Below are 20,578 nucleotides of genomic sequence, written 5' to 3'. Positions count from 1 at the left end.
GCCCGCCCCTGCGGGGGTTGCTCCGTTCGTACTACGAGGACTCAGCAGGTGCGTGCACACGCAGCTAGGGTGACAAATGATCCAAATCGGATCATCAGCAGCTAGTGGAGGAATCCATGCGTATCGCGCGCATATTCGGCGTCTGTGCACTGACGGCGGCGGCCCTGATGGGCACGAGCCTCACGGCCCACGCGCAGTCGGGCGGGGATGGCGATCAGGGCGGCGGCTTGAAGTACAAGATCGTCCAGAAGGACTTCCCGGAGTCGCCCAGCGGTGAAGAGCACACGGTCTGGTGCCCGTCCGGATGGAAGGTCTTCGGTGGCGGCGTCCGGGTGAACAGCCTCGATTCCGTCGTTGTCCGGAGCAGTTACCCCGCTGCGAACGGTAGCGGCTGGGTGGGTGCCGCGCTTGACGCCGCCACTCCCGTCGACCTGACCGTCTACGCCATCTGCGCCAAGGTGAAGAACGGCTGACGCTGCTCCGACCGATCCACGTCGGTGCGGACGGAGGAGCAACCGGAACGCGGGCAGGTCTCCGTCGTGTTCCGGTTGTCCGCCTCTACGGCACCGTTTGCCGGCGGACAGCAACAGCACCGAAAGGCCACCAGCAGCATCGTTGCCCATGGTGCGAGTTGGCCATTCAAGGTCCTCAGCACGTTGTGCGGTCGTGGCGCACGCACGGGATCACTCGCGATGCACGACAGCCCACGCCAGCGGCCGGAGTAATTACTGCTTCAGCAACGCTTGACCTCGATCATCGTGGGCGCGGCGATCGGAGCGCTCTTCTTCAAGGAACGGTTCGGTGCGCCGAGGATCGCGGCGGCGGGACTGATGGTGGTGGGCATCGGACTGATGCTGCGGGCGGGCTGAACCGCAAGAGGTGCTGCGGGCGTCCCACCCGGCATGGGGATGATCACGCACCGAATACGTCAGCTGCTCCGCTTCGGCCTGTTGCAGGCCCGCTGCTGCGCCTTCGCCGTCGCGCTCGTCGGCGGCATCGCCGTCTCGGGCCTACTGCCCGCACTGCCCGTCGCGCGCTACGACCTCGTGCTGATCTACGGGATCCTGCTCGCGGTGGCGGCCAGGAAACTCGGCTGGGACAGTGCACGCGACACGGCTGTGATCACCGGCTGCCATCTCATCGGGCTGCTCTTCGAACTGGTCAAGGTGCGGATGGGGTCCTGGAGTTATCCGGAGGAGGCGCTGACGAAGGTCGCGGGTGTGCCGCTGTACGGGGGCTTTCTCTACGCGGCCGTGGGCAGTTACGTCTGCCGCGCCTGGCACTTGTTCGAGCTGCGCCTGGACGGCTACCGGCCCCGGATCATGGCGGTGCTGGCCGGTGCCGTCTATCTGAACTTCTTCAGCCATCACTGGCTGCCCGACCTCCGCTGGGCACTGGCCGCGACGCTGCTGTTGGCGACCGCCGGGACCTGGGTGCACTACCGGGTGGGGGCGCAGGAGCACCGTATGCCGCTCGCTCTGTCGTTCGTTCTCATCGGGTTCTTCCTCTGGGTCGCGGAGAACATCGCGACGTACGCGGGCGCCTGGAGCTATCCGGACCAGCTGAGCGGCTGGCAGCCGGTGTCCGTGGCGAAGTTCGGGGCATGGGCGCTGCTGATCAGCGTCACCTTCGTGCTGGCGGCCGGGCAGCGCCGCGCGGCACCCCGATTGTCATAGGCGGGCAGTACGGTCCAGTCATGGCAGCCAGAATCGATTTGACCCTCGACTGCGCGGACGCGCAGCTGCTCGCGGAGTTCTGGAAGCTGGCGCTGGGATATGTGGACGAGCCCCCGCCCGCTCCGTTCAAGACCCGCGAGGAGTGGCTCGCGCAGTTCGACCTGCCGGAGGACGACTCCGAGGACGACGGGGCGTGGCTGTGCGATCCCGACGGCGTCGGCCCCCGGCTCTCCATCCTCAAGGTCCCCGAGCCGAAGACGGCGAAGAACCGGCTCCATATCGACATCCGGGTGCCGGGCCACGGCAGTCCCGATGAGCGGTGGGCCAGGATCCGGGCCGAGTCCGAACGGCTGGTGAAGGCGGGCGGGACGGTCCGGGAGGAGGTCGACGGGCACCACATCGTGATGGCCGATCCGGAGGGCAATGAGTTCTGCGTCGCCGCGGGCCAGGCCTAGCTATCCGGCCTAGGGATCCGGCCGAGGGACCCGCCTAGGGATCCGGCCGAAGGACCCGCCAAGGACCCGCCGAGGGACCGGCTCGGGGGCCACCGGGTCATTCCCGGGCGATGATCTGCCCGAACGACGTGTTCACCGCGAGCAGTCCGCCGTCCACCCGCAGCGTCGTGCCCGTGATCCAGGCCGCGTCGCGCGAGGCCAGGAACGCCACCGCCGCCGCGATGTCCTCCGGCTCTCCGACCCGTCCCAGCGGGTAGATGCGGCTCAGCGCGTCAAGGCTCGCCTCGCGGCCCGACCAGGAGGGCGTACGGACCGTGCCCGGGTTGACCTGGTTGACGCGGACGCCGCGCGGGGCAGCGTCGCCGGCCAGGGTGCGGGTCAGCGAGGCGAGGCCCGCCTTGGCCGCGCTGTAGGCGTGGTTGCCGAAGTCCTGCTCGCTGTTGACGGAGCCGATGTTGACGATCGCGCCCCGGCCGCCCGCGGCGGCGAGATGGGGCAGTGCGGCGCGGGCGCACCGGAAGGCGCCGGTCAGGCTGGTGTCCAGGTCCCGGTGCCAGGAATCGTCCGACTGGTCCTCGACGAGCGGGGTGTCGGGGCTGCACGAGAACGCGTTGTTGACCAGGACGTCGAGGGTGCCGAAGCGTTCGACGGCGTACGCGACGGCCGCTTCGACCGCCGTACGGTCGCCCACGTCGCAGCCGAAGGAGTCGGCCCCGGGGATGGACCCGGCCGTCTTCGCGGCGTGTTCCGCGTCCACGTCGGTGACCAGGACGCGGGCGCCTTCGGAGGCGAGCCGACGGGCGGTCGCCTCACCGATACCGCGCGCCGCGCCCGTGATCAGTACGCCGTAACCCTCGAAACGTGTCATAGCGCTGCTCATAGCGCTGAACGTACCGCCCTGATCAGCGCCTGGGCCCGCGGATCGGCCGTAACTCCCTTGCGCATGCCGTTGGTTACGTAGCCGAGCGCGATGCCCGACTCCGGGTCGGCGAAGCCGAGCGAGCCACCGCGCCCCGGGTGGCCGAAGGAGCTGGGGCCGAGCAGGGGGCAGGCCGGGCCGTGCAGCATGAAGCCGAGGCCGAAGCGGGTGGCCACGACCAGAACGCGGTCCGGGCCGACGGACTCCTCGGTGCGGGCGAGGGTCACGGTGGCCGGGGCGAAGAGCCGTGGTCCGCCGTCGACCACACCGATCGTCGCCGCGTAGAAGCGGGCCAGCGCGCGGGCGGTGGATATGCCGTTGGATGCGGGGAGTTCGGCGGCGCGGTACAGCGGATCGTTCTCGTCCGGAAGCGGGTCGATCACTCCGAAGGCGCGGCGGCTGAGCGACTCGGGGTTGGCGTAGGCCTCGGAGACCGCGCGCTTGGGGCGCAGTTTGAGGCCGCCGCCGTCCGCCGTGGGCGGCTCGTCGACGGCGCCGATCCGGCCGACCCGGTGGGCCTCCTCCTGCGGCAGCCCGATCCAGAAGTCCAGGCCGAGCGGGCGGGCGATCTCCTCGGCGACCCAGCGGCCGATGGTCCTGCCGGTGACCCGGCGCACCAGTTCGCCGAGCAGCCAGCTGTAGGTCTGCGCGTGGTAGCCGTGGTCCGTGCCGGGCTCCCAGGCGGGGCGCTGTGCGGCGAGCGCGGCCGGGCCGCTCGCGCCGTCCGCGGCCTCGGCCGGGGTGAGCGGGCGGTCGAGGACGGGCAGCCCGGCGCGGTGCGAGAGGAGCTGGCGTACGACCACGCGCTCCTTGCCGGCCGCCTTGAACTCCGGCCAGTACGTGCCGACCGGGGCGTCCAGGTCGATCTGGCCGCGCTGGTGGAGCAGGAGCACCACGGCCGCCGCGACGCCCTTGGTGGCGGAGCGGACGACCTGTGCGGTGTCCACGGCCCACGGCGCATGACCGTCCACGTCGCGGCTGCCCGCCCACAGATCGACGACCTTGCGCCCGTCCCGGTAGACAGCGACGGCCGCGCCGCACTCGCCGCGCTGCTCGAAGTTGCGTATGAAGGCGTCGTGAACCGGCTCGAAGCCTTCTGCCACCGTGCCCCGGACGTCCACCGCGCCTGCTCTCCCGCTGCCGCTCATCCCCCCATGGTGCAGGGTGGTCCGGACCACCCGACTCGCGGGTCGGCTCAGCACGGACCGGTCGGCTCAGCACGGATCGGGCAGGGTCAGCTCAGCATGATCGAGACGTCGATGTTGCCGCGGGTCGCGTTGGAGTACGGGCAGACCTGGTGCGCCGCCGTCACCAGGTCTGCGGCAAGCTCCTGGTCGACCAGCGGCAGCGAGACATTGAGCGCGACCGCGAGCCCGTACCCCTGCGCCTCGTTGGGGCCGATCCCCACCTTCGCGGCGACCGTGGATCCGGTCAGGTCCACGCCCGCCCTGCGGCCGACCAGGACGAGTGCGTTGTGGAAACAGGAGCTGTAGCCGGCTGCGAAGAGTTGCTCCGGGTTGGTGCCCTGACCGTCGCCGCCGAGGGCCCGCGGCATCGCGACGCGCAGCTCGAGCTGCCCGTCATGGCTGGTCACATAGCCGTCCCGGCCGCCGTGCGCGGTGGCCTCCGCCACGTACATGATCTTTGTCGGCCGGGCGTCGGCGCGGTCGCTCACTGTGCGTCCCCGAGTTGATCGCAAGGCGATAAGTACATTGCGCACAATGTATCGAAGGGCATTGACGCGGTGTTACTCGGGGGTAGCCGAATCCGTCGCCACCGCGACCCGCCGTGTCAGCTCGTGCAGTTCACCGCGCAACCGCGCGATCTCCGGCGCCTCGAGACCGGTGCTCAGCAGCAGCCGGGCCGGCACCCGCTCGGCGCGTGAACGCAGCGCCTCGCCCTGGTCGGTGAGCACCAGCCGTACCGAACGCTCGTCGGCGGCCGAGCGTTCACGCCGCACCAGACCCGCCGCCTCCAGCCGCTTGAGCAGCGGCGAGAGAGTGCCGTAGTCGAGCCGCAGCGCGGCACCGAGCTCCTTGACCGGGATCTCCCCCCGCTCCCACAGCACCAGCATCGTCAGGTACTGCGGGTAGGTCAGGCCCAGTTCGTCGAGGAGCGGTCGGTAGACGGCCGTCACCGCGCGCTGGGCCGCGTACAGCGCGAAGCACAGCTGGTCGTCAAGGAGCAGCGATGCCGCCGCCGTTCCGCTCGTTTCCTCGTTCACGAGCCCATTGTCACGGACTTCGGGTCGAAACCGAACGGGAGCTCCAGGCGGTGCGCCCGCATCAGCTCCTCGTCGCCCAGCAGGTCCTGCGTACGCCCGTCCGCCGCGATCACGCCTTCGCTGAGGATCACCGAGCGCGGGCAGAGCTCCAGCGCATACGGAAGGTCGTGCGTGACCATCAGTACGGTGACGTCCAACGACCGCAGGATGTCGGCCAGTTCGCGGCGCGAGGCCGGGTCGAGGTTGGACGAGGGCTCGTCGAGGACCAGGATCTCCGGCTCCATCGCCAGCACCGTGGCGACCGCGACACGGCGGCGCTGGCCGAAGGAGAGATGGTGCGGCGGCCGGTCCGCGAACGGGGCCATGCCGACCTGCGTCAGGGCCGAGACGACCCGGGCCTCCAGCTCCGCACCGCGCATGCCCGCCGCCGCCGGGCCGAAGGCCACGTCCTCGCGGACCGTCGGCATGAACAGCTGGTCGTCCGGGTCCTGGAAGACGATGCCGACCCGGCGGCGGATCTCGGCGAGGTTCGCCTTGGCGACCGGCAGGCCCGCGACCGACACCGAGCCCACGCCGCCCGCCAGGATGCCGTTGAGATGCAGCACGAGCGTGGTCTTGCCCGCGCCGTTGGGGCCGAGCAGGGCGACGCGCTCGCCGCGTCCGACCGTGAGGTCGACGCCGAACAGTGCCTGGTGGCCGTCGGGGTAGGCGTAGGCGAGGCCGGAGACTTCCAAGGACAAGGACGATGCGGAGGACGTGGACGACGTGGACGACAAGGGCGCGGTCATAGGGTCCAGCCAAGCAGACAGACCGCGAGGGCGGTCAGCGGGAGTGCGGCGGCACCGGTCCACTGCGCACGGGTCGCGGTCACCTCGTCGATGACCGGCATGGTCCCGGCGTATCCCCGGCTCACCATCGCCAGATGAACCCGCTCGCCGCGCTCGTAGGAGCGGATGAAGAGCGCGCCCGCGGACTTGCCGAGGACGCCCCAGTGGCGCACGCCGCGCGCCTCGAACCCGCGTGACCTGCGCGCGATCGACATACGGCGCATCTCGTCGGTGATGACATCGCCGTAACGGATCATGAAGGACGCGATCTGGACCAGCATCGGCGGCAGCTTGAGCCGCTGCAGGCCGAGCAGCAGGGAGCGCAGCTCGGTCGTCGAGGCCAGGATCACGGAGGCGGCGACGCCGAGCGTGCCCTTGGCGAGGACGTTCCAGGCGCCCCACAGGCCGGGGACGCTCAGCGAGATGCCGAGTACGGACACCTGCTCGCCCGGGACCACGAACGGCATGAGGACCGCGAAGGCCACGAACGGGATCTCGATGAGCAGCCGGCGCAGCAGAAATCCGACGGGGATGCGCGCCAGGGAGGCGACCGCGGCGAGCAGCACCGCGTACAGCCCGAAGGCCCAGACCGCCTCGCGCGGCGTGGAGACCACCACCAGCACGAAGCAGAAGACGGCGGCGAGCTTGCAGTGCGGAGGCAGGTCGTGGACCGGAGAGTGCCCGTGCCGGTAGAGCTTGTGGGTGTGGCCCGCGCCCATGTCAGACCGATTCCGGTACGTGGGTGGGCGCGGCGTCCGTCGTGTGGCGGCGGCGCACGGACCAGAAGATGCCGGTGCCCGCGACGACCGTGACGCCGACGCCGATCACGCCCGCGAGGCCGCCCGAGATCCGGGCGTCGGCGATGTCCTTGACGCCGTAGTCGGCGAGCGGGGAGTCCTTGGCGGCGTGCTCCTCGACGTTCTTGTCGATGCCCTTGTCGGCGGCGACCTTCTCCAGGCCGTCGGGGCTGGCGGAGGCGTAGAAGGAGACAAAGCCCGCGAGGACGAGGGCGGTGACCAGGCCGGTCGCCCAGACCACGCGCGGCGAGCGGGCGGCGGCCGGGACCGGCCGGGCGGCGGGGGCGTCGACCAGCTCGCCGCCGACACGCAGCTTCAGCGGAGCGGCCAGGCCCCGGGCTCCGTACACCAGGTCCGGGCGTACGGCGACGACGGCGCCGACCGTCAGCATCGTGATCACGGCCTCGCCGACGCCGATCAGGACATGGACACCGACCATCGCGGTCAGCACCTTGCCGACGGCGACGTCGGTGGTCCCGCCGATCGCGTAGATCGCGGTGAAGACGCAGGCCGCGGCCGGTACGGAGATCAGCGCGGCGGCGAAGGAGGCGACGGTGACCGAGCGGCGCTTCCGCGGCAGCACCGTGACCAGGCCGCGGAAGAGCGCGTAGGCGACGACGACCGTGACCACGCCCATGACGGTGATGTTCACGCCGAGGGCGGTGAGGCCGCCGTCCGCGAAGAGGATGCCCTGCATCAGCAGGACGACGGATATGCAGAGCACACCTGTGTACGGACCGACCAGGATGGCCGCGAGCGCGCCGCCGAGCAGATGTCCGCTGGTGCCGGCCGCGACGGGGAAGTTCAGCATCTGTACGGCGAAGATGAAGGCGGCGACCAGGCCGGCCAGCGGCGCGGTGCGCTCTCCCCCATGGCCTTCGGCATGGGAGGTACCCCCGAGCTCACGGCGGGCGCCGCGCAGGCTGACGGCAACGGCACCGGCGGCAACGACTCCGGCGGCCACCGACACAGGTGCGTTGATGAATCCGTCGGGGACATGCATGGACGACTCCGCTTCGGACAGATGAATAAGTGTTCAATGATAGTGCCCTATTGCACATCAGTTGCAAGAGCGGGTCTGTCACAAATGAACTGGCGCCTTCGGCCCAAAATATGGGACATTAGAGGGCATATCGGGCGAGTGTGAGGAGCCGGCCAATGACCCCAGCCGTCGAAGATCATGCACGGGCCCGAATCGTCACCGATGCTCCACAGTTCCGCTCCGTCCGCGTCGCACTGCGCTACGAGCCTGTGGAGCACCCGGATGCGGTGTCTTTCGCCTTCCCCAGCGGCCGCGACTGGACCTTCCCCCGCGCACTGCTGGAGACGGGGCTCCGCTCACCCGCCCGCCTCGGCGACATCGAGGTCTGGCCCTGCGGCCGGGTCCAGACGATAGTGGAGTTCCATACCCCGGACGGTGTAGCGGTGGTGCAGTTCGACACCACGTCGCTGATCCGCTTTCTGCGGCACACATACGCGGTGGCCGCACCCGCCACCACAGCTTGACGGGCACGGCCACCGGGTTCCGCGGCGGCCCCCGTCCCCACGGTGCCGACGCGCTGCCGGGGACGCACGCTCCGCTCAAGCGGCGCCCCCGGGGCTTTGCGCTCTCTGAGAGAGCCTGATTCAGACGCGCGCCAACGCGCGCTCCTCGTCCGGGTCCTCGGGACTGTCGGCGAGCTCCTTGTGCAGCTTCTCGCCCTCCACGTCCACATTGGGCAGCACCCGGTCCAGCCAGCGCGGCAGCCACCACGCCTTGTGGCCGAGCAGCGCGAGCACCGCGGGCACGATCGCCATCCGGACCACGAAGGCGTCGAAGAGGACCGCGATCGCGAGACCGAAGCCGATCATCTTCACCATCTGCTCGCTGGAGCCGATGAAGCCCGAGAAGACCGCCATCATGATCACCGCGGCTGCGGTGACCACCCGGGCCCCGTGCTTGAAGCCGGTGACGATCGCCTCGCCGGGCCGCTCGCCGTGGACGTACGCCTCACGCATCCGCGTGACCAGGAAGACCTCGTAGTCCATGGCGAGACCGAAGACGACGCCCACCATGAAGATCGGCATCATCGACATGATCGGGCCGGTCTGCTCGACGCCGAAGAGCGAGCCGAGCCAGCCCCACTGGAAGACGGCGACGACCGCGCCCAGCGCCGCGACGACGGAGAGCAGGAAGCCGAGTGCCGCCTTCAGCGGTACCAGCACCGAGCGGAAGACCACCATCAGCAGCAGGAAGGCGAGACCGACGACGAGCGCGAGATAGGGCACCAGCGCGTCGTTCATCTTCTGCGAGAAGTCGATGTTCATCGCGGTGGCGCCGGTGACCAGCACGTCGTCGCCGCTGCCGGCCCGGATGGAGTGGACGAGGTCCTCGGTCTCGGCCGAGGACGGCCGGTCCTTCGGTACGACCGTGACCATCGCGGTGTCGCCGGCCTTGTTGAACGCCGGCGGGGTGACGGCCACGACGCCGTCGAGGCCCTTGATCTCCTTGACCGTACGGTCGGCCGCGGCCTTGTCGCCGTCGACGACCACCAGCAGCGGACCGTTGAAGCCGGGGCCGAAGCCGTCGGACAGCAGGTCGTACGCCTTGCGCTGGGTGGTGCTGACCGGCTGCGCACCGTCGTCCGGCAGACCCATCTCCAGCGACGCGGCCGGTACGGCCATGGCACCGAGGCCCACGACACCGACCAGCAGCACGGCGACCGGCCGACGGATCACGAAGCGCGCCCAGCGGGTGCCCATGTTCGGCTTGTCGCTGACCGGCCGGCCCTTGCGGGCCTTGCGGCCGAGTACCCGCTTGCCCGCGAAGCCGAGCAGCGCCGGGATGAGGGTGAGCGCGATGAGGACCGCGATCACGACCGTGCCGGCCGCGGCGAAGCCCATCTTGCTGAGCATCGGGATATTGACGACGGCGAGGCCGACGAGCGCGATGACCACGGTCAGGCCCGCGAAGACGACCGCGGAGCCCGCGGTGCCGACGGCCCTGCCTGCCGCCTCCTCGCGATCGCGGCCCTCGGCCAGCTCGGCGCGGTAGCGGGAGACGATGAAGAGCGCGTAGTCGATGCCGACCGCGAGGCCGATCATCGTCGCCAGCGTGGAGGTGGTGGAGCCCAGGTCCAGGACGTTCGCCAGCGCGGTGATCGTGGAGATCCCGATGCCGACGCCGATGATCGCGGTGAGCAGCGGAAGTCCGGCGGCGACCAGCGAGCCGAAGGTGATCACGAGCACCACCGCGGCGATGCCGACGCCGATGATCTCGCCGGCCCCGGTCTCCGGGACGGCCTGCAGCGCGTCGCCGCCGATCTCCACCGTCAGCCCGGCGTCACGCGCCTCGGTGCCGGTCTCCTCGAGCGCCTTACGGGTCTCCTTGGTCAGCTCCATCGAGCTGACCTTGTACGAGACCGACACGTACGCCGTCCTGCCGTCCTTGGAGACAGCCTTGACGCCGTACGGGTCGGTGACGGAGGCGATCTGGCCGGAGCCGGACTTCAGCTCCGCGACCGCCTTGTTCACCTCGGCTTTGTTGGCCGGCTCGGTCATCTTCCGGCCGTCGGGCGCCTGGAAGACGACGCGGGCGGTCGCGCCGTCGGGGCTGGCCCCGGGGAAGCGCTTTTCCAGCAGGTCGAAGGCCTTCTGCGCCTCCGTGCCCGGTATGGAGAAGGACGAGGAGGTGGCGGTGGACGCGGAGGCCGCGCCGACCCCGGCGAGTGCCAGCAGCGCCACCCACAACAGGGCGACGAGGCGGCGGCGCCGGAAGGCGGACCGCCCGAGTTTGTAGAGAAACGTGGCCACGAGGGCGTACTCCCGTTGAGTGGGGTGAACAGGGCATGGGGAGCCGGCCCGACGACGAGAGCGGCGCGCGTCAGGAAGGTGGAGCCGGTGGTGCGGGGAGGGTGGAGCCGGTGGTGCGGGGAGGTCTGCGGGTCAGACGCCGAGCGCGGGGAAGAACACGGCGTCGAGGTAGTCGGTGAGGAAGGTCCGGTCGGGGGTCCGGTCCTCGATCAGCTGCCGGGCGACGAAAGCGCCGACCAGCATGTGCGGGACGAAGTCGAGTGCGGGGTTGTCCACCCTGACCTCGCCCCTTTCCACGGCCCGCCGCAACAGCGTGTCGAGTCCGGTGATCTCGGGCTCGATCAGCAGTTCCCGCAGGGCCTGGTGGAGATCGGGGTTTCCATGGATGGCCTGGGCCAGACCCCGCATCAGCGCGGAGTCCTTCTCCATCTGACAGTCGTCGGTGCGGTCGAGCATCGCCTGGAAGTCACCGCGCAGGGTGCCGGTGTCGATATCGGCGACGCTCACCGGCTTGTTGTGCCGCAGCGCCCTGGCCACCAGCTCCGGCTTGCTCCGCCACTGGCGGTAGAGCGTGGCCTTGCTGGACCGGGTCCTGGCGGCGACGGCGTCCATCGTCAGGGCGTCGTAGCCGACTTCGCGCAACAGGTCGAGGACGGCTTCGTACAGCTCCGCCTCGCGCTCAGGCGTGAGCCGGGTGCGCGTCATGGCCGACCTCCTGTCACATGCGAACGAAACGGTTTCGTACAGCTCCACGATAACCAAGCCCCTCAGCGAAACGAAATCGTTTCGCATGTGGTGTCGGTCACGAATCCGAAGAGGGTTCACCCCCTCCCACAAGTTGCCGCACCCACCCGGCACGGAAAGCATTGAAGGGTGAGTGACGTCGCGTATCTCCGTTTCCCGCATCTGTACGACGACTTGCTGTGCTTCGCCGCCGAGGATGATCTCTGGGTCGCGCCCCTGGTGCCGGAGGGGCACCGGCCGGAACGGGCCTGGCGGCTCACCGTCGACCGGACCAGAGTCGGTCATCCGCGCTTCTCCCCGGACGGCCGCCATATCGCGTACACGACCTGGCGCAGCCTCGACCCGGAGATCCATCTCGCACCGGTCGCCGGCGGACCGGCAAGCCGGCTGACCTACTGGGGCTCCGCCGACACCCGGGTCTGCGGCTGGGACCCGGACGGCAACATCCTGGCCGTCTCCTCGCACAGCCAGCCCTTCTCCTACTTCTCCTGGGCCTACAAGGTGGCCACCGACGGCTCCCCCGGCCGACGACTGCCCTGGGGCCCGGTCTCCGACCTCCAGGTCGCGGACATCGAGGAAGAGCACCGCTCGCTGCTCCTCACCGGCAAGCCGCCGCACGAACCGGCCGCCTGGAAGCGGTACCGGGGCGGAGCGACGGGCCGACTGTGGCTGCACGGCAAGCGGCTGCTCGCCGACCTCAACGGCCATCTGGACTGTCCGATGTTCGTCTCGGGGCGGATCGCCTTCCTCTCCGACCACGAAGGCGTCGGCAATCTCTACTCCTGTCTGCCCGACGGAACCGATCTCCTTCGCCACACCGACCATGACGCCTTCTATGCGCGGCACGCCTCGAGCGACGGTCGCAGAGTCGTCTACCAGTGCGCGGGCGAACTGTGGATCGCCGACGATCTGACGGACCCGGGCGCGGTGCCGCGCAAGCTGGAGGTACGGCTCGGCGGCCCGCGCGCCGGACGCCGCAGCTACCAGGTGCCGGCCGCCAGCCACGTCGACGCGATCTCGGTCGACGAGACGGGACGGGCCAGCGCCGTCAACGTACGCGGCAGCCTGTACTGGCTCACGCACCGCGACGGTCCCGCCCGCACGATCGCGGACACCCCAGGCGTACGGGTACGGATGCCGGAGATGCTCGGCAGCGCGGGCCAGGTCGCCTATGTCACGGACGCGGACGGTGCCGACGCCATCGAGATCTCGTATCTGCCACGGGCGAGCGGGGGCCGGGAGCCGCGGCGGCTGGCCTCCGGCGAGTTGGGCCGCGTCCATGAGCTGGTGTCGGACCCCCTCGGTGAGCGGATCGCGATCGCCTCGCACGACGGGCGGCTGCTGCTGATCGACGCCACGGAGGAGTCCGGGGGCACCTCCACGGCCGAAGGCTCCGGAGACACCTCCCCGGCCGAGAGCTCCGGGAGCGGAGCGGTGACGGAGCTGATCCACTCCACCAACGGGCCGGTGCGGGACCTGTCGTTCTCACCGGACGGTACGTGGCTGACCTGGTCGCACCCGGGCATCGGCCGCTCGCTGCGGCAGATCAAGATGGCCCGGATCACCGACCGTACGATCGTCGACGTCACCAACGGCCGCTTCGAGGACGAGAATCCGGTCTTCACCAGGGACGGCCGCTATCTCGCCTTCCTCTCCTGGCGGGGCTTCGACCCGGTGTACGACGTGCACACCGGGGACCTGTCCTTCCCGCTGGGCTGCCGCCCCTATCTCGTACCGCTGTCCTCCGCGACGCCGTCGCCGTTCGCGCTGTCGCCGGACGGACGGCCCGCGGCCGGCGGACTCGACCCGCTGGTCGACTCCGAGGACAGTACGGCGGTGATGGTCGAGATCGAGGGCCTGGAGAGCCGGGTGACGCCCTTCCCCGTGACGGCCTCCAAGTACTCCGCGCTCCATCCGGTCAGCGGTGGCGGACTTGTCTGGCTGCGCTGGCCGATCTCGGGCGCGCTCGGCGAGACCTTCGCCAATCCGGCGGACACCTCCGGACGTCCCACGCTCGAGCACTTCGACATCATCAAGGCCCGCAAGACCGAACTGGTCGGCCATCTCGACTGGTTCGGGGTGAGCGGCGACGGCAGCAGACTGGTGGTCGTGGACGAAAGTGAGCTGCGGGCCGTCCCGGCCACGGAGTCGGGCGACAGCGACTCGACGGTCTATCTGGACCTGCGCCGGATCCTGCACGATGTCGATCCGCCGTCCGAATGGCGCCAGGCGTACGGCGAGGCGGGCCGCATCATCCGCGCGTACTTCTGGGAGCCGGGGATGTGCGGCATCGACTGGGACGCGGTGCTGGAGCAGTACCGTCCGCTGGTCGAACGGGTCGCCTCGCCCGACGAGTTCGCGGATCTGCTGCGCGAGGTGCTCGGCGAGCTGGGTACGTCCCATGCGTACGTCACACCGGCCCGGCGGAACGAGGGGCCGCCGCACTACCAGCGGCCGATAGGTCTGCTGGGCGTGAATCTGGTCTGCCGGGACGGGAGTTGGATGCTCGCCAGGATCCTGCCCGGCGAATCGTCGGACTCCAAGGCGCGATCGCCGCTGGCCGGTACGGGTATCCGCGAGGGCGCGATCCTCACGCATGTCGACGGCCGCCCGGTGAATCCGGTGGCCGGTCCGTACCCGATGCTCGCGGCGGCGGGCGGCACGACGGTCGAGCTGACCTTCCAGCCGCCGGAGGGCGAGGGTCCTTCGCGCCGGGTGGCGGTGATCCCGCTGGTGGACGAGCGGCCGCTGCGGTACCAGGACTGGGTGGCCAAACGCCGTGAGGTCGTACGGGAGTTGAGCGGCGGCAAATGCGGCTACCTGCACATCCCGGACATGGGCGGCTCGGGCTGGGCGCAGTTCAACCGCGATCTGCGCCTCGAGGTGTCCCGGCCGGCACTGATCGTGGATGTACGGGGCAATGCCGGCGGCCACATCAGCGAACTGGTGGTGGAGAAGCTGACCAGGAAGATCGTGGGCTGGGACCTGACGCGCAACGCCCAGCCCGTGTCGTACGCCTCCAATGCGCCGCGCGGTCCGATCGTCGCGCTGGCGGACGAGGCGACGTCCTCGGACGGCGACATGATCACGGCGGCGTTCAAACTCCTGGGCCTGGGCCCGGTGGTGGGCAGCCGGACCTGGGGCGGGGTGGTCGGCATGACGGGCCGCCACCGCCTGGTGGACGGCACGGTGATCACGGTCCCGATGAACGCGGCCTGGTTCAACGAGTACGACTGGTCGATCGAGAACCACGGCGTGGAGCCGGACCTGGACGCGCTGCGCACTCCACTGGACTGGGCGGAGGGCCGCCATGCCCAGATGGACGACGCGATCGGCCTCTGCCTGGACCTGCTGAAGACACACCCCCCGGCGGAGCCTCCCGGCTACGAGAACGCCCCGGACCTGCGCCGCCCGAAGCTCCCACCGCGGGGGGCGTGAGGGAGCGTTGAGCCTTGGGGTACGCGCCGCTCACCGCAACTGCGCCGCGTACCACCCTCGATGCTGGAGCCGTCGCGGACTGAGGGCGGGAGTCACTGACCCTGAGACGACCTGTCGGCGAGAACCAAAGCAAGCGGCCCGGCCGGGAGCAGGAAGCGGCCCTGCGACGCCGCGTTGATCGCGTCAGGCATGAGCCACCAGGAGAGCTTGAAATCATCCTCGGTCGCGGTGAGTTCCTGCGGCCCGCACGTCAGATACTGGGCCTCGAAGAGATGCACCCGCGCCGTCGAGTCGAGGGTGATGGCGTACGAGCCGAGCGGCCGCCATGTCCCAGCGGTGATGCCCGCCTCCTCCCGCAACTCGCGGCGCGCACACTGCTCGGCCGTCTCGCCGTCTTCTCTCCGACCGCCCGGCAGGAACAGGTACTCGCCGCCGTGGCGGGGGAAGTCAGCACTCAGCACGGCCACCATGCCGTCGGCGTCCCGGGCCACCACAACGGAGGCGTCGCGGACGGGCCCGCGGGCTTGGATGTCGTCGCTCATGCCTGGCGAGAGTATCGGTCACCAGCGCACCATCGCCGCGAACGGCACGTTCATGACGACGGGTTGCCACCCCCACCGAGGCATGGGGTGACCCCATGCCCCAACGCAAAGGCGGGCGGGGACAGCGCTGCGCCGCGTACGCGGAAGGGGCGCACCCGTCGTCACGGGTGCGCCCCTCATCCACGCGGCACAGCGCAAGCGCTCGCGTCAGATGTCGTAGTCCTGGTGGAACTTGTCCTCGGCGTCCCGCATGGCCTTACTGGTCATGTCCTGGTCCCGGCCACGCGAAATCCGCTCCGAGGATTCCTCCCGCGGCTGCGAACCACGCTGCGGCTGAGTACCACGCTGCGGCTGCGAACCACGCTGCGGCTGAGTACCACGCTGCGGCTGCGACCCACGCTCCGGCGCCTGGTCCTTCGCACCGCTGGTCTGTCGCTTCGCCTGCCGCTTGGTCTGCTTCGCCTGCTCTTCGAGCTTCGAGGCCTTGTCCTGGAACTGGTCCTTCATGCCCATGAAGATTCACTCCTAGAAGGGTGTGAGGGGGGTCGGGGGCTGTTACGCCCCCTGGGCCTCGACCAGCGTGGCACGCAAGAACATACCTCGCATTTCGATCAATAACGCTGTGTACGTGCCTCCTCGTCCGCCGCCCCGCCCGCCCCCACGAGCCCCTTCCCGACGCCCCCCAGCCGAGGCTCGAAGCGCCGCATCTCCCGCTGCCCCACCGCCCCGATCAGCGACGGCAGATAACCCCGCACCGACTGCATTCCCCGCAGCCACCACTGCGCGTACACATGCGAGGACCGTCGTTCGATCCCGGCCACGATCCGGTCCACCGCCGGGCCGAGCGGATACGTCTTGTTCGAGGGCCACGGCAGCCGCTGCCGCAGCTCCCGCATCACCTCGTCCTGGTCCGCGCCGCGCACCATGTCCGTGTCCGTCCAGGACAGATAGCCGACCCCGACCCGCACACCCTTGTACCCGACCTCCGCGCGCAGGCTGTGCGCGAACGCCTCGACGCCCGACTTCGACGCGCAGTACGCCGTCATCATCGGCGCCGGCGTGATCGCCGCCAGCGACGCGATCTGCAGGAAGTAGCCGCGGCTCTCCACCAGCACCGGCAGGAACGCCCGGCCCGTGACCGCGCTCCCGATCAGATTGACCTCGATCACCCGCCGCCACGCGGCCGGGTCCGAGTCGACGAACGGGCCGCCGGAGGCGACACCCGCGTTCGCGACGACGATGTCGACCTTGCCGAAACGCGCCTTGACCTCCTCCGCGACCCGGGCCATCGCCTCGTGGTCGGTGACGTCCGCGTACCAGTGGTCGCTCTCGGTGTGCAGCCGCTCCGAGACCTCCTTCAGCACGTCGGGCTCCAGCCCCACCAGCGCCACCTTCGCGCCGCGCGCGGAGAGCTTGCGGGCCAGCAGCTCACCCACACCCCGCGCCGCGCCCGTGACGACCGCGACCTGTCCCTCCAGGCTGGTCCTGCTCATGCGGCCTCCTCCTTGGCATTCTGCTTCACGGTCGCCTTCGCGTTCACGGTCACGTTCCCGTCCCCCTTGGCGTTCACATTCACGTATGTACCGGCCAGCTCACGGATCTTCGCGGTGACCACCTCCGGCGCCTCCACCGGTGTCATATGTCCCATCCCGGCGAGCTCCACGAGTTCCACGCACTCGGGCAGCGCGGCGGCCAGCCGCCGCGCGTGCACGATCGGCGTGAGCCGGTCGGCCGTGCCGGACACCACCACCGTCGGCACCCTCAACTCCCGTACGCCCACGTCGAGATCGAGCTCGGCGAGCACATGCGCCCAGGCCACCCGGGCCGCCCGCGGACAGGCGTGCACGATACGGGCGCACTCCGCCACCCGCTCCGGCGCCGAACCGGGGCCCATCGTCCCGTACTTGAGAATGCGCTTCGAGAGCGGTGTCACCGGGCCGAGCGGGGCGCGCGCCCCGAGGATCATCCGGGTGAGCCGGGTCCGGGTCCGGCCCGCGCGCAGCGGCAGCACCAGCGAGTCCTCGACCAGCCTCGCGCTGCCCGTGCTGCACAGCAGGACAGCGGCCGCGTGCTCCGTGAAGGCGGCCCGGCCCGACGCGGCCATCAGCGTCATCCCGCCCATGGAGTGCCCGGCGAGCACAGCCTTCTCCCCCGGAGCCAGTGCCGCTCCGAGTACCGCTTCGAGGTCGTCGGCGAGCAGATCCGTACCGACCGCGGCAGTCGGCGTACGGCCGTGACCGCGCTGGTCGTAGACGACCACCCGGTGATCGGCCGCCAAGTCCCGTATCTGCGCGGCCCAGAAGTGCGTCGAGCAGGTCCAGCCGTGGGCGAGCACCACGGTGGGCGCGCCCTCGGGACCGTGCACCTCGACATGGAGCCGCGACCCGTCGGCGGAGACGGCGGTCAGTTCGCGATCGGCGACGGGAGGAGCGCCCGTACGCCGCAGCAGCCGGCTCATCGCACGGCCTCCGGGGACTGCGCGGGCTCCACGGCCTCGACGGCCTCGACGGCCGACTCGGCGTCCACTGCCGGCTCGGCGCCCACAGCCGGCTCGGCGCCTTTCGCGGACACCCGGACGACCTCGTACTCCGCGAGGTCCACCTCACGCGTCGCCCGCCGGAACTCTCCGGTCGTCCCCGGCCAGAGCGTGGTGTTACGGCCGTTGGCGTCCAGATACCAGCTGTTGCAGCCGCCGGACTTCCACACCGTCCGCTCCATCCGCTCCTGCACCCGCCGGTTCCAGGTGTGCACGGCGGACGGCCGGGCCGCGAGCGCCGCGCGTCCGCCCAGAACGTTCAACTGCCGCATGTAGTCGGCCAGATAGTTCAGCTGCGACTCGATCATCAGGATCATGGAGGAGTTCCCGAGCCCGGTGTTCGGGCCGATGATCGTCATCCAGTTGGGGAAGCCCGCCGCGGTGGCGCCGCGCAGTGACTCCATCCCGTCCTTCCACGCCTCGGCGAGCGTGATCCCGTCGGCGCCCACCACACGCTCGGCGATCGGCATGTCCGTCACACGGAAGCCCGTACCGAAGATGATCGCGTCGGCCTCGGTCTCGGTGCCGTCCGCCGCTACCAGCGTCGACCCGCGCACTTCCGCCAGCCCGGAGGCCACCACGTCCACATTCGGCTGCGCGAGGGCCGGGTAGTACTCGCTCGACAGCAGGATCCGCTTGCAGCCGATGCGGTACGAGGGCGTGAGCTTGCCGCGCAGCACCGGGTCCTTGATCGAGCGGCCCATGTTGCGCTTGGCGATCGACTCGATGAGACCGAGTTCGTTCGGCCGCTTGGTGAACGCGCTGACCTGCAACTCCCTGATCCCCCAGAGCAGCCCGCGGCGCGCGGCGCCGGTGAACGGCAGCCGGCGGTGCAACCATCGCTCGGCACCGGTGATCGCGCGGTCCATGCGCGGCAGCACCCATGGCGGCGTCCGCTGAAACAGCGTCAGCTGTGCGGCCTCCGGCTGGATCGACGGCACGATCTGGATCGCCGACGCACCGGTCCCGATCATCGCGACGCGCTTGCCGCGCAGGTCGTAGTCGTGGTCCCAGCGGGAGGAGTGGAAGACCTTGCCAGGGAAGTCGGCGAGCCCCGGAATCTCCGGAATCTTCGGGTCCGACAGCGGCCCGGTCGCGGAGACCACGACATCGGCGGTCAGCATCCCCTTCGAGGTCTCGATCTCCCAGCGCAGCTCGTCCTTGTCCCAGTGCATCATCAGCACTTCATGGTTGAGGCGGATGTGGGAGCGGAGCCGGAAGGTGTCCGCGACATGCTCCAGATAGGCGCGGATGTGCTGCTGCCCGGAGAAGGTGCGCGGCCAGTCGGGGTTGGGCGCGAAGGAGAACGAGTAGAGATGCGAGGGCACGTCGCAGGCGCATCCGGGATAGCTGTTGTCCCGCCAGGTCCCGCCGACCGAGTCCGCCCGCTCCAGGACGACGAAGTCGGTGATCCCTTCGCGGCGCAGCCGGACCGCGGCCCCCAGGCCGCCGAACCCGGATCCGATCACCGCCACTCGTACGTGCTCGTGCTGGCCCATGCCGCCGCCTCCCGCTGAACGTCACAACCATGCCAGCGATCACTGGCACAGTTGGGAGAGTAGAGCAGCAACATACCCAGCGGTAGGGGTCGGGCCGGGCGAGTTACTGCCGGTACAACATAGGCTGACCGACGTGGCAGAAGGACGAGCAGGGCGCGAGTACCGCATGCAGGAGCTGGCCAAGGAGGCAGGCATCACGGTGCGCACGGTGCGCTTCTACCGCGAGCGCGGACTGATTCCGCCACCCCGCCGCGAGGGCCGTATCGCCTGGTACGACGAGCATCATCTGGCCCGGCTCCGTACGATCGCCGCGCTGCTGGAACGCGGCCACACGCTCAACGGCATCGCGGATCTCGCCACCGCCTTCGAGAGCGGACGCGACGTCGGCGAGGTGCTCGGCCTCGGCGAACCCACCGAGGAGACGCCGGTCAGGCTCAGCCCGGAAGAGCTCGCCGACTACTTCGAGGGCGAGGTCACTCCCGAGAACCTGGCCGCCGCGCTGGACCTCGGCTATCTGGCGACGGACGGCGACGAGATCGTCCACATCAGCCGCCGCCTGCTGGACGTCTCGGCGGCACTCGTACGGGAAGGCGTACCGCTCGCCGTGGTCCTGGACGCGGGCCGCCGGGTCCGCACCCACGCGGACGCTCTTGCCGAACTCTTCGTCGGGATGCTGAGCGCCCACACCACGGAGGGCGGTGCGGACCGGCTGCGTCCGCTGGCGAAGAGCGTCGTGGACGCGGAGCTCTCGATGGCGATGGACCGCCTTCTGCGCAAGACACCCGACCGGTAGCGGCCGCAGGGCACGGCCCCGCCGGACCGGCGCCGCGGACGACTGCCGGTACGGCGACAGCCCGTAGGCCGCCCCCGCTCGCGCACCGCCCGAGCGCGTGCACCGCCACAGCCCGTAGACCGCTACCGCTCGCGCACCGCTAGAGCTCGTAGACCGCCGTCACCGGCGCATGGTCGCTCCACCGCTCCCCGTGCGTCGCCGCCCGCTCGACCCACGCCTTCACCGCGCGCTTCGCCAGACGCGGCGTCGCCACCTGGTAGTCGATCCGCAAGCCGGTCAGGGACCACGCTGGACGGGTCGGCATCCTGCGTGACGTGATCCCGGACTACGAAGATC

Annotated in this window: 21 protein-coding genes and 1 pseudogene; 7 read left to right on the top strand and 15 right to left on the bottom strand. The window is 70.2% G+C overall.

Going from position 1 to position 20,578, the window contains the following annotated elements:
• Positions 1-116: 116 nt before the first annotated feature.
• The 4 genes and pseudogenes from ACFWDI_RS01600 to ACFWDI_RS01585 all read left to right on the top strand — a co-directional run bounded on the left by ACFWDI_RS01600 (position 117) and on the right by ACFWDI_RS01585 (position 2,131).
• Positions 117-473, top strand: coding sequence for a hypothetical protein (locus tag ACFWDI_RS01600; protein WP_385300675.1), 357 nt, complete (start codon positions 117-119; stop codon positions 471-473).
• Positions 474-740: 267 nt separating this feature from the next.
• A pseudogene (locus ACFWDI_RS01595) lies at positions 741-869 on the top strand (EamA family transporter); the annotation flags it as partial.
• A 39-nt stretch (positions 870-908) separates the two neighbouring features.
• Positions 909-1,676: a DUF817 domain-containing protein gene (locus tag ACFWDI_RS01590; protein WP_385300673.1), complete on the top strand. Its 768-nt coding sequence runs from the start codon at positions 909-911 to the stop codon at positions 1,674-1,676.
• A 20-nt stretch (positions 1,677-1,696) separates the two neighbouring features.
• On the top strand, positions 1,697-2,131 hold the full coding sequence (locus ACFWDI_RS01585) for a VOC family protein (RefSeq protein ID WP_385300672.1): 435 nt from the start codon (positions 1,697-1,699) through the stop codon (positions 2,129-2,131).
• 97 nt (positions 2,132-2,228) lie between these two features.
• On the opposite strand, the gene ACFWDI_RS01580 is transcribed toward ACFWDI_RS01585, so the two are convergent.
• The 7 genes from ACFWDI_RS01580 to ACFWDI_RS01550 all read right to left on the bottom strand — a co-directional run bounded on the left by ACFWDI_RS01580 (position 2,229) and on the right by ACFWDI_RS01550 (position 7,901).
• Positions 2,229-3,011, bottom strand: a complete 783-nt coding sequence (locus tag ACFWDI_RS01580; RefSeq protein ID WP_385300671.1) for an SDR family NAD(P)-dependent oxidoreductase — start codon at positions 3,009-3,011, stop codon at positions 2,229-2,231.
• The gene (locus ACFWDI_RS01575) at positions 3,008-4,198 is read right to left on the bottom strand and encodes a serine hydrolase domain-containing protein (RefSeq protein WP_385300670.1); all 1,191 of its coding nucleotides are present in this window, start codon (positions 4,196-4,198) and stop codon (positions 3,008-3,010) included. Before ACFWDI_RS01575 ends, ACFWDI_RS01580 begins: the two co-directional genes overlap by 4 nt.
• A gap of 86 nt (positions 4,199-4,284) precedes the next feature.
• Positions 4,285-4,689 carry an organic hydroperoxide resistance protein gene (locus ACFWDI_RS01570; protein ID WP_327328360.1) on the bottom strand — a complete coding sequence of 135 codons (405 nt, stop codon included), beginning with the start codon at positions 4,687-4,689 and terminating at the stop codon, positions 4,285-4,287.
• 108 nt (positions 4,690-4,797) lie between these two features.
• The gene (locus ACFWDI_RS01565; RefSeq protein WP_385300669.1) at positions 4,798-5,274 is read right to left on the bottom strand and encodes a MarR family winged helix-turn-helix transcriptional regulator; all 477 of its coding nucleotides are present in this window, start codon (positions 5,272-5,274) and stop codon (positions 4,798-4,800) included.
• Positions 5,271-6,062 (bottom strand): energy-coupling factor ABC transporter ATP-binding protein, encoded by a 792-nt coding sequence (locus ACFWDI_RS01560; RefSeq protein WP_385300668.1) that lies wholly within the window; start codon positions 6,060-6,062, stop codon positions 5,271-5,273. Before ACFWDI_RS01560 ends, ACFWDI_RS01565 begins: the two co-directional genes overlap by 4 nt.
• Positions 6,059-6,820, bottom strand: coding sequence for a cobalt ECF transporter T component CbiQ (gene cbiQ / locus ACFWDI_RS01555; RefSeq protein ID WP_385300667.1), 762 nt, complete (start codon positions 6,818-6,820; stop codon positions 6,059-6,061). Before cbiQ ends, ACFWDI_RS01560 begins: the two co-directional genes overlap by 4 nt.
• 1 nt (position 6,821) lies before the next feature.
• Positions 6,822-7,901 carry an energy-coupling factor ABC transporter permease gene (locus ACFWDI_RS01550; RefSeq protein WP_385300666.1) on the bottom strand — a complete coding sequence of 360 codons (1,080 nt, stop codon included), beginning with the start codon at positions 7,899-7,901 and terminating at the stop codon, positions 6,822-6,824.
• A gap of 155 nt (positions 7,902-8,056) precedes the next feature.
• Here ACFWDI_RS01550 and ACFWDI_RS01545 point away from each other — a divergent pair, with 155 nt between their 5' ends.
• Positions 8,057-8,404, top strand: a complete 348-nt coding sequence (locus ACFWDI_RS01545) for an SsgA family sporulation/cell division regulator (protein ID WP_385300665.1) — start codon at positions 8,057-8,059, stop codon at positions 8,402-8,404.
• Positions 8,405-8,524: 120 nt separating this feature from the next.
• On the opposite strand, the gene ACFWDI_RS01540 is transcribed toward ACFWDI_RS01545, so the two are convergent.
• Positions 8,525-10,690, bottom strand: a complete 2,166-nt coding sequence (locus ACFWDI_RS01540) for an MMPL family transporter (RefSeq protein ID WP_385300664.1) — start codon at positions 10,688-10,690, stop codon at positions 8,525-8,527.
• A 132-nt stretch (positions 10,691-10,822) separates the two neighbouring features.
• The gene (locus ACFWDI_RS01535; protein ID WP_327324154.1) at positions 10,823-11,395 is read right to left on the bottom strand and encodes a TetR/AcrR family transcriptional regulator; all 573 of its coding nucleotides are present in this window, start codon (positions 11,393-11,395) and stop codon (positions 10,823-10,825) included.
• Positions 11,396-11,563: 168 nt separating this feature from the next.
• Between ACFWDI_RS01535 and ACFWDI_RS01530 the strand changes: the two genes are divergently transcribed.
• Complete coding sequence (locus tag ACFWDI_RS01530; RefSeq protein WP_385300662.1) at positions 11,564-14,872, top strand: S41 family peptidase; 3,309 nt, start codon at positions 11,564-11,566, stop codon at positions 14,870-14,872.
• A 92-nt stretch (positions 14,873-14,964) separates the two neighbouring features.
• Here the strand turns inward: ACFWDI_RS01530 and ACFWDI_RS01525 are convergent, their stop codons facing one another.
• The 5 genes from ACFWDI_RS01525 to ACFWDI_RS01505 all read right to left on the bottom strand — a co-directional run bounded on the left by ACFWDI_RS01525 (position 14,965) and on the right by ACFWDI_RS01505 (position 19,449).
• Positions 14,965-15,414 carry an NUDIX hydrolase gene (locus tag ACFWDI_RS01525; protein WP_385300661.1) on the bottom strand — a complete coding sequence of 150 codons (450 nt, stop codon included), beginning with the start codon at positions 15,412-15,414 and terminating at the stop codon, positions 14,965-14,967.
• 207 nt (positions 15,415-15,621) lie between these two features.
• Entirely contained in the window at positions 15,622-15,927 is a 306-nt protein-coding gene (locus tag ACFWDI_RS01520; RefSeq protein ID WP_385300660.1) for a hypothetical protein, read from the bottom strand.
• Between the two features lie 98 nt (positions 15,928-16,025).
• Entirely contained in the window at positions 16,026-16,907 is an 882-nt protein-coding gene (locus tag ACFWDI_RS01515) for an SDR family oxidoreductase (RefSeq protein WP_385300659.1), read from the bottom strand.
• Positions 16,904-17,872, bottom strand: coding sequence for an alpha/beta fold hydrolase (locus ACFWDI_RS01510; RefSeq protein WP_385300658.1), 969 nt, complete (start codon positions 17,870-17,872; stop codon positions 16,904-16,906). Before ACFWDI_RS01510 ends, ACFWDI_RS01515 begins: the two co-directional genes overlap by 4 nt.
• Entirely contained in the window at positions 17,869-19,449 is a 1,581-nt protein-coding gene (locus ACFWDI_RS01505) for a flavin-containing monooxygenase (RefSeq protein WP_385300657.1), read from the bottom strand. The genes ACFWDI_RS01510 and ACFWDI_RS01505 overlap by 4 nt, the downstream gene beginning before the upstream one ends.
• Positions 19,450-19,615: 166 nt before the next feature.
• On the opposite strand from ACFWDI_RS01505, the gene ACFWDI_RS01500 reads away from it, so the two are divergent.
• Positions 19,616-20,242: a MerR family transcriptional regulator gene (locus tag ACFWDI_RS01500; RefSeq protein ID WP_327328361.1), complete on the top strand. Its 627-nt coding sequence runs from the start codon at positions 19,616-19,618 to the stop codon at positions 20,240-20,242.
• Between the two features lie 139 nt (positions 20,243-20,381).
• Here ACFWDI_RS01500 and ACFWDI_RS01495 read toward each other — a convergent pair whose 3' ends face one another.
• Positions 20,382-20,546: a hypothetical protein gene (locus ACFWDI_RS01495; protein ID WP_385300656.1), complete on the bottom strand. Its 165-nt coding sequence runs from the start codon at positions 20,544-20,546 to the stop codon at positions 20,382-20,384.
• Between the last annotated feature and the right edge of the window lie 32 nt (positions 20,547-20,578).

It is taken from the genome of Streptomyces sp. NPDC060064 (assembly GCF_042736455.1).
Classification (GTDB): Bacteria; Actinomycetota; Actinomycetes; order Streptomycetales; family Streptomycetaceae; genus Streptomyces.
This window is presented reverse-complemented; position numbering and strand designations above follow the sequence as displayed.